Source organism: Streptomyces sp. AC602_WCS936, assembly GCF_019049125.1.
In the GTDB taxonomy this organism is placed as follows: domain Bacteria; phylum Actinomycetota; class Actinomycetes; order Streptomycetales; family Streptomycetaceae; genus Streptomyces.
The window spans coordinates 1-541 of the sequence record NZ_JAGMUF010000083.1 but is presented as its reverse complement, the minus strand read 5'-3'; the positions used below and the strand labels follow the sequence as shown (position 1 = coordinate 541).

Here is a 541-nt window from a genome sequence, read left to right as displayed (position 1 = left end):
GTGAGCACCGAAGCGTACGTGTACGACGCGATCCGCACTCCGCGCGGACGCGGCAAGGCGAACGGCGCCCTGCACGGCACGAAGCCCGTCGACCTGGTCGTCGGCCTGATCCACGAGATCCGCGTCCGTTTCCCGGACCTCGACCCCGCCGCCGTGGACGACATCGTGCTCGGTGTCGTCGGGCCGGTCGGTGACCAGGGCTCCGACATCGCGCGTACCGCCGCCGTCGCGGCCGGGCTGCCGGACACCGTGGCGGGCGTGCAGGAGAACCGCTTCTGTGCCTCGGGTCTGGAGGCCGTCAACCTGGCCGCCGCGAAGGTCCGTTCCGGCTGGGAGGACCTGGTCCTGGCGGGCGGCGTCGAGTCCATGTCCCGCGTCCCGATGGGCAGCGACGGCGGGGCCTGGGCGCTGGACCCCCGCACCAACCACGACGCCGGCTTCGTGCCGCAGGGCATCGGCGCGGACCTGATCGCCACCATCGAGGGCTTCTCCCGCCGCGACGTCGACGAGTACGCGGCCCTCTCCCAGGAGCGCGCGGCCA

The 541-nt window shown here is 73.4% G+C and carries 1 protein-coding gene; it reads left to right on the top strand.

The features are described 5' to 3' along the window. A partial coding sequence (locus KUM03_RS24880; protein ID WP_302185896.1) for a beta-ketoacyl synthase N-terminal-like domain-containing protein occupies nucleotides 1-541 on the top strand: 541 nt, incomplete at both ends.